Raw genomic sequence first — 6,817 nt, forward strand, 5'->3', positions numbered from 1 at the left:
ATTGTCGGCAAGACTTTGGAGCTTGAAATCCCGCTCATCGAGTTCAAACTTGCCGACTTCGATTTTCGACAGATCAAGAATCGCGTTGATGATGTCGAGCAGGTGAGCGCTGGAGGTTTCGATGCGATCAAGGCGTTGTGCCTGATCAGGTGGCAGGCCAGCACGCCGAATCAAATGCACCATTCCCGCGATGCCGTTGAGCGGCGTGCGGATCTCGTGGCTCATGTTTGCAAGGAAGGTGCTTTTCGCCACGCTGGCGGACTCGGCCGCCGCCTTGGCCAGCGCCAGCTGGCGTGTGCGCTCGTCGACCAGTGCTTCCAGCCGCGAACGATAGGCTTCGAGTTCGGTGGCCTGTTGCTTGCGGCGGGTGATGTTCATCGACGTACCGACGGCCCACAGTGCCGTTCCATCGGATTTCCGCTCGCTGATGCGGCCCCATGTGTGGATCCAGCTCCAGCCGCCCATCGCATTCGAGAGGCGATACTCGCAATCGAACAGCGGATCGACGGCTTTCACGCTGCGCTCCACGGACCCGATGAAACGGGGACGGTCATCCGGGTGTATACGTTCGATCCAGGCCTGCAGAGTCCGCGGTGGATCCTGCACATCCATTCCGAGACGAGGAAGCAGTTCCGCATCGTAATCCAGTCGACGGCTGGGAAAGTCCAGCTCCCAGAACACCATCTGGGTGACCTCGACCGCCAGGCTCAGCTTCTGGTTGGCCTGCCGCAGGGCAGCCATTTGCTGCATGATGGTACGCCGACTATCGCGGTTTTCGAGCAGGGCGGCCATTTGCTGGACGAACAGATCAAAGCTCTTGCTTAAACCAGCGGTGATGGCCGTGAAGAACGGGCTGCCAGTAACCGTATTCCCCGCCAGCAGCATGGCCCGCGCTCTGCCGTATGAGGTGCGGCAAGGTGCGCAGATCGCCTGTTGTATCGGCAGTGACGGGAGGCATTCGTGCAGTGCGCCGGTCACAGCGTCGGAGGTGTTGCTTGCTGACCACGTTGCCGAGCCGGAGAGTAGCCGTTGTCCGGAACTTCGCAGCATGGGCGGATCCACCTTGAGCCCCAGGACGCCGATCGGTGCTTCGATCTCCCCTTGCTGATCGACCAGCCAGCACACAGCGAATTCAAGCTCGAAGATATCGACGATCGCCTCGGCGACGGCGATCACGAAATCCGCATCCGATTCGATGCCCAAGGCCGATGCATTGAATCCATGCATGCGCGTCAGACGCGTCACCTCCTGATCAAGGCGATCGCGTGCGGCGATCAGCTGTTGCTGCAGGATCGGATGAGAGGAAATGTCCGGCAATTCCGGCATGGTGTCATGTCGCCTCGCGGCGATAGATCGCTGCCAGGGCAGAGGTGTAGTTGTGGAAGTGATTGATCCCATCGAGGCGTGCGAATTCACCGAATCCGTACATCCCCAGCCACGGAGGCGGCTGAAAGTCGGTCGAGAATGGATGCTGCAGGCGCTGGATCAATTCCTCCTTCAGCACCCTGTTGAACAGCAGCCGGCCACGCGCGCCACAGTCCGCCTGGAACATCGCGACCGGCTTTCTGCCCCGGGCATGGCGCGACATGACGGCCAGCATCCGATCGAGATCGCTGAAAATGCGTTCCTCGTCGCGCAGCGTGAGCCACAGCGCCGTTCCTTCCGGACAAGTCACCGGGTAATACAACGTTCCAGCAGCATCCCATCGGAAAACTGCACGCAGGACATGTTCGTTACCGTAGGCTTGGGCCTGCACGGCTGTGAGGCGTTCGGCCAGGGCCCCGATCGGACCGGAGTCCGCCAGCGATGCCGTCATTGGCAGCTTCAGGCGATCCAGATATTCCGCCGCCGCGGGCCGGCCATTCAGTTCGTGGATGAGGTGGCCATCAGACCGCGTGACGATCAGGGGCTCACCGGTTGCGACAAATCCGTGTGTCGCGTGCGTATCGACCTCGAGTGTCGCATCGCAGAAACCGACGGCAATGGCAGCACGCTCGAAGACACGCTCGTCGACCGCCTGGAAGGTAACCAAGCCGCGGTTGTTGTCGCCGCTGGTTGCGCCGAACAGGCTGACTTCAGCACCGAAGATCGCGTCGAATCCGGCGATGATCTGGTCGGCCGCGACGTCTATGCCCGTAACGATCAGGTACACCATGTTGATAGCCGGCGCCGCCCGCTTCAGTGCCGTTGCGAGCGCCACCGCCTTCTCGCGTGAGTTGTGACCGTTCAAGCCGTCGACATGGGCTACCGCGAAATCCCGGCCACGGATCGCCATCAGGGCGACATCCTTCATCGACTCGCTGACGCCCTCGCGGCCTATTACGCCGGCACAGGAACCGGCGACAATGCGAGCGTGTGGACATTGCGCGCGGGCCTGGCCAATCAGATCGCCGAGCTGATGGCCAATCGATGCATTGATGATGACCAGATCGCAGTCATGGTGAGCTTCCCCCAGGGCGACCTCAAGACATTCCACTATCGCTCGTTGCGGATTGGCCATGCGGGTGCTGGCGGAAAAGAATTCAAGCATACATGTCCTTGCGCGTGATCAGGCTGCTGCATGTTGGTGCAAGGCCAAACCCATGACCAGCCCGTTCACTGCGGTCCAGTCGTCGGCAGGCCGATGCTTGGCCATCGGTCTCGGCCGCCGGTCAGTCGCCACGCCGCTCCAACCACACCAAAAGGGTCTCATACAGTCTGTCCGGATCGACTGGTTTGCTGATGTGCCCGTTCATTCCTGCTGCGAGGCAATCCTCGCGATCCTCGTCGAAGGCGTTGGCCGTCATCGCGAGGACCGGCGTAGTCTTGTTGAGAGAGTCGGCACGAATCTCTCGCGTGGCTTCGACGCCACTTAGGGCGGGCATCTGCATGTCCATCACGATCAGGGCGTAAGGCCTGCGGCGGGCAAGGTCGAGCGCCTCCCGGCCATTATCGACAACATCGACGAGGAAGCCAACATCCTCCAGCAGAAAGCGTGAGATCTCTTGGCTTATCGGTTCGTCTTCGGCGAGAAGGACTCGTGTGCCGGTGTAATCGATCAGCAGGCGTTGTTCCGCCGCCAGGCCGGCGGAACTCGGAGCTGGCGCGACAGCATTCGCATTCCGCTTCTGCAGGTCAACCATGAACCAGAAGATGCTGCCTTGCCCTGGCGTGCTGTCGACGCCGATCTCGCCGCCCATGAGTTCCACGAGCCGCTTGCAGATCGCCAGTCCCAAGCCACTGCCGCCGTACTTGCGGGTCATGCTGTTGTCTGCCTGCTCGAAGGACTGGAATAGGCGGGTCTGCGCCTCGGCATCGATGCCGATTCCCGTGTCGGCGACTTCGAAGCGTACCTGGATGCTTTCGGCAGTCTCGCCGGTCGCGTGGACGCGCATGATGACCTCGCCGCGGTCGGTGAACTTGATGGCGTTGCCGACGAGGTTCATGAGTATCTGACCGAGCCGCAGCGGGTCACCCTGGAGCGGTGCGCCGGCGAGTTCTGGCGGAAGGTCGACAGCCAGCCGGAGGCCCTTCCCACTGGCGATGTGGCCGAGCGTGCCGGTCAAGTGGGCGACGCAATCGTCCAGTTGCAGGGGCTGATTGTCGAGGACCATGCGGTTGGCTTCGATCCTGGAAAGGTCGAGGATATCGTTGAGTAAGCCAAGCAGGCTGTGGGCGGCGGTCTTTGCCTTGCCGAGTTGCTCGCAGCCAACGGGATCAACCATGCGCCTCCTGGCCATCTCGATCAGGCCGATCATGCCGTTCATCGGCGTCCGGAGTTCGTGGCTCATGTTGGCGAGGAAAGTGCTCTTGGCACGGTTGGCCGTCTCGGCGGCGACCTTGGCTTCGGTCAGTTCCAGGGTGCGCTTCAGTACGAGGTCTTCGAGGTGCTGGCGGTGATGTTCCAGTTCCGCCGCTATCTCCCTGCGCTCGGTGACGTCGCGGGTGAAGCCGACCGTGCCGAGTAGCCTGCCGTCGAGCGTCACCGGTGACTTGTAGGTTTCAAACCACCTGCGGATGCCAGTGCCGTCAACGATCTCCTCCTCGACGTGCTTGCTCTGCCCCGAGGCAAGCACCATCCGGTCATCGGTCCGATAGCTCTCGGCCAAGTCCGGCGAGGCTATGTCGAAATCGGTACGGCCGACCAGATCGTCTGTGCTGCGTGCCCCAAACAGGTCGACGAACCTGCTGTTTACGGCAAGGAAGCGGCTTTCGACGTCCTTGAGCCAGACCGCGAACGGGAAGTTGTCGAGCAGCGCGCGCTGGTAGCGGTCACGCTGCTGCAGCGCCAGCTCCGCGTGCTTGGTTGCAGTAATGTCTTCATAGAGCCCGAGGACGCCAATCACTTCACCGGACGGATTGCGCAGCGGTACCTTGGACGTGCGCAGCCAGATGGTCCGGCCGTCCGGTGAGGTCTGTGGTTCCTCGTAGTTGAGGCGCGGTTGCCCGGAGTCCATCACCTGCCGGTCGTCAGCGCGGTAAAGATCGGCCTGCTCGGCCCAACCCATGCTGAAGTCGTCCTCGCCGACCAGATCGGCCGGCGCGTTCTTGCCGGCATCGAGCGCGAAGGCCGGGTTGCAGCCGAGATAGCGACAGTCGCGATCCTTCCAGAATACGCGGACTGGTGCGGTATCCACGACCTGTTTCAGAAGACCATTGGTCCGGGCGAGGTCTACCGCCATGTCGGACAGGGCCTCCTGGATTACGCCCCATTCGTCGTTGCGACGTTCTGCCGGCGCGCCGGATGCCGCGCTGCCGCGGATCCCGCCGATCTGGCGCAGGATGCCGGCCAGCGGGTGCTGTATGTTGTGCCGCACAAAGCGCATGGTCAGCATCAGCGACAGCAGTGCGATGGCGGCGCCGAGTCCGGCGATCAGCCGTGCCGTCTGCCCTGCAACCGTCGCCATCTCCGCGCGGAAGCCCTCAGCCCGGTGTCCGGTTGCCTCGTCGTGTTGCCGCAGTCGTTCGAGGACTGCCTCGCGGTGTCGGCGCTGATCCTGCAGCAAGGTGGCGAGGGCATCCTCGGCGCCTTGCCGTGCAATGATCTGGCCACGGTAGCGGGCCGCATTCTCCCGCATGTGGCGGGCGATCGTCGCCATCGTCGGCGTTGCTGCGGTCATGGTCTGCAGGCGTAGCCGGAGGTCGTCGACCATGGCGATGAGTTTGTCGTAATCCGGGTTCGAAGTACTGCGGGCAGTTTCCCTGCCGATCAGCATGACTGTTTCGCGGTAGCCGATGACCAGCGCCATGATCTGGTCGAGGTAGTCGGTCTTCCTTCCGGCCAGCGTTTGGTCGATCAGGTCTCGGCTCGTGACATCCTCCAAGCGGGTCAGCTCGTCGAGCAGTTCGCGTTCGCTTGCATCTGTGGCTGCTCGCGCGGCGGCGATCAGCCTGCACTGCGCCAGTAGTCGTTGCGTCGCGCTGGCCAGGGCGTCCATCGCTTGTGCCAGATCGGCCTCGCCGGCGGCCCGTGCGAGTTCGGACAGTCGCTCGTCCGCAGTGCGTTGGTTTGGCAAGGGGATATTCTGCACACGACAGTCGCGGGTGCTGCGGTCGAGATCGGACAGCGCTTCGGCGAGGTCACGCCCCAGACGCGCACTCGCAAAGATACGCGCCATCTCCCGGTCGGCCAGGGATGCCGACAGGTCTTGTGTGCGCTCGTTACCGATCCAGGCGATGGCGGCAAGCAAGGCCAGCGCCGAGGCGTTGGCCAGCGCCAGCGCAACCAATTTGTGCCCGATCCCTCGGGTCGGCGTCTGGCCCACGTGAGCCTCTGGTGGTCAGGGCTGTTGGCGGACGAGAGTGGCCCCACGCAAGACGGTGGGTCGCGGAACGATGCCGTGGCGCTCCAGCGCTGTGACGTTGATGATGCGCTGCCCTCGGCTGTTCTGCGTCACCGGCAGGGCACTCACGGGCTTGCCTTGCATCGCCTGCAGCAACATCGTGGCCGACAGCTCGCCCTGCTCTTGGCCGGTCTTGACCACTGCCGCCCACGCGCCCTGCTCGACCTGGTAGCGGTTGCCGCCGAGGATGGGTCTGTCGTATGCCTGGCGCAGGATCCGGAGCGCCTCATGGTTGGTCTGCGGCTTGCCGTCCCGGTCGGCGATGCCTTCCAGGCTATCGACGAACAACACGTCGCAGTGCGCGTTCAGCGTCTTGCGCAGGGCGTCGATCTGTCCGTGGTTGCGCACCAGATGAAAGCCGCCGATGGTCAGGGCATAGGTCGCCTTCTCGCTTTCGACTTGCTGGCGCAGGGCCATCCCCGGTGGCACGTCGGCGGTCATAAAGCACGCGCTTCGCACGGCCGGCACGATCTGCTTGATGAAGGCCAGCGATTCGCGCACGTGCGCCCGCTCGAGGACGCCCGAGACATGCGCGTTGGGGAATCCATACCTGTCGGCGCTGGTATTGACGCCGTTGAAGATTACCGGGACTGCCGTGCGGCCCAGCAGGTACGGGACGACGAACATCGACTGAGCGTCGTCGTCGGCCGTGATGACGCCGTCTGGCTGTAGCGATTCGAACAGCGCGAAAGCCTCCGCGGCCCGGCGCGGGCCGCCTTCGCGGTTGACCTTGGTGTTCATGTAGAAGTAGGTCACCTCGGCCGAGCGGCGCAGCACGTGGTCGATGCCCTCGCGGATCTCGTTGACCCACGGGTTGTCGTCCTCGTAGCTCATCACCACGAGCACCCTGAATTCGGTGGCGGGCGCGAGGCCACACTGCAGCATCAGCGACATGCACAGCGAGGCCATGAGGGATTTCATTCTGCCTCCAGTCGAGCAGTAGTCACTTATGACTCAGATCTTTACATTTCCTGAGCAGATCTGGTCACGGGGTA

General features: G+C 62.9%; 4 protein-coding genes. All 4 read right to left on the reverse strand.

The features are described from left to right. Positions 1-1,326 (reverse strand): histidine kinase dimerization/phospho-acceptor domain-containing protein (locus NFW30_RS19715; protein WP_295349676.1); only part of this gene is annotated, 1,326 nt, incomplete at its 3' end. A 4-nt stretch (positions 1,327-1,330) separates the two neighbouring features. Further along, on the reverse strand, positions 1,331-2,530 hold the full coding sequence (locus NFW30_RS19720) for an FIST N-terminal domain-containing protein (protein WP_295349675.1): 1,200 nt from the start codon (positions 2,528-2,530) through the stop codon (positions 1,331-1,333). A gap of 121 nt (positions 2,531-2,651) precedes the next feature. Further along, on the reverse strand, positions 2,652-5,744 hold the full coding sequence (locus tag NFW30_RS19725) for a PAS domain-containing hybrid sensor histidine kinase/response regulator (RefSeq protein WP_295372556.1): 3,093 nt from the start codon (positions 5,742-5,744) through the stop codon (positions 2,652-2,654). Positions 5,745-5,759: 15 nt separating this feature from the next. After that, positions 5,760-6,731, reverse strand: a complete 972-nt coding sequence (locus NFW30_RS19730; RefSeq protein ID WP_295349672.1) for an ABC transporter substrate binding protein — start codon at positions 6,729-6,731, stop codon at positions 5,760-5,762. Positions 6,732-6,817: the final 86 nt, after the last annotated feature.

The organism is Accumulibacter sp., assembly GCF_023806635.1.
Taxonomy (GTDB): domain Bacteria; phylum Pseudomonadota; class Gammaproteobacteria; order Burkholderiales; family Rhodocyclaceae; genus Accumulibacter.